Consider the following 1495-nt stretch of genomic DNA (forward strand, 5'->3'; position numbering starts at 1 on the left):
ATTTAGTTATAAATAATATAACATTTTGATATATATGGATAAAAAATATTTATTTTAGGTATGACATGCATTAACTCGGCAATGATAAATTATTGCTTGTTTTTATTTAGCTTGCTAAGTATTATTAATTATTAGCTAGCTAATGAATATCTTTGCTTAATTTGAATTAAAAATATTAAATTTTTATATTTTTCAATTAATTAAATTAAGTTTGGATTCAGAATAGATTATGAAGACAATCCAGAATGAAAAGCAGATAATCTCCAGTAAATTGATTTATTTATTCGCTATAGGTTGTGGAGCTATCGTCGCGAATATTTATTATGCTCAGCCCATAATAACTGTTATTGGTCATGATTTAGGGATATCTAAACAATATGGCGGTTTTATTATGACGATGGCTCAATTTGGTTATGCCATAGGCTTGTTTTTTTTAGTCCCATTAGGGGACATGCTTGAAAATAAAAAATTAATAATCAGAACCTTGTTCGTGTGCTGCTGTGGTATTTTTTTAGTGATAATCAGTTCGAATGGGATCATATTCTTATTTGCCTCATTTCTCATCGGTTTAGGGGCTGTCAGTATCCAGATGTTAGTACCGCTTGCTGCTTTTTTATCACCGCCACAAATAAGAGGAACAACTGTAGGTAAAGTCATGAGCGGGATGATGCTTGGGATAATGTTGGCTAGACCGATTGCAAGTATGATTGAATATTTTGTTTCGTGGAGAACCGTTTTCTTTTTATCTGAAATTGTTATGTTTATTCTTATTTATGTTTTTTGGAGGAGACTACCAAAACGTCAGGTTACAAGTAATCAAAATTATAAAAAAATAATTAAGTCCATGTTTTATTTATTTAAATCACAACCTGTATTAAGGCATAGAACAATTTATCATTTATTTATGTTTGCTTCCTTTAGCATGTTCTGGACAACGGTACCTCTCTTATTAAGTAGTTCTGTTTATAATTTTTCCCAAGTTGGAGTTGCAATGTTTGCATTGGTTGGTGTTTCGGGTGTTGTAGCCGCACCAATTGCAGGAAAGATTGCAGACAAGGGTTTTATACAAGCTGCAACAGTTTTAGCTTTTGTTCTGGAAATATTAGCTTTCTTGATTTCAAGTATTCCCATGCATCATCTTTATATATCTACTGTTGTTTTGGCACTCGCGAGTATAATGCTGGATTTTGCTGTAACTGGAAATTTGGTTGTAGGGCAAAGTGTTATATATTCTCTTTCAGAAAAATATAGATCCAGAATGAATGGCATATATATGTCATTATTTTTTTGTGGTGGAGCATCAGGTTCAGGTATTGGGGTATGGATATATAGTCATTATCAATGGAATGGGGTCACAATTATGGGCATGATATTTGGAGGTTTAGCATTAATTTATTTTTTGTTTGTGAATTTATCAAGTAAAACCAAGAAAAAAATCAATGCTTGAGTAGAGGCTGTTAACATTTGATAAATAGATAGTGTTATAAGCTAAAAC

At 31.6% G+C, this 1495-nt stretch carries 1 protein-coding gene; it reads left to right on the plus strand.

From position 1 onward, the window contains the following. The first annotated feature begins 229 nt into the window (after positions 1 to 229). The gene (locus tag KPC_RS19705) at positions 230 to 1447 is read left to right on the plus strand and encodes an MFS transporter (protein WP_121975994.1); all 1218 of its coding nucleotides are present in this window, start codon (positions 230 to 232) and stop codon (positions 1445 to 1447) included. Positions 1448 to 1495: the final 48 nt, after the last annotated feature.

The sequence above is a fragment of the Acinetobacter stercoris genome, from assembly GCF_900323515.1.
Lineage (GTDB): Bacteria > Pseudomonadota > Gammaproteobacteria > Pseudomonadales > Moraxellaceae > Acinetobacter > Acinetobacter stercoris.

What these genes read in the sequence shown, in the direction of transcription:
- KPC_RS19705 (WP_121975994.1), top strand. Translation starts at nt 230, where the DNA reads ATGAAGACAATCCAGAATGAAAAGCAGATAATCTCCAGTAAATTGATT.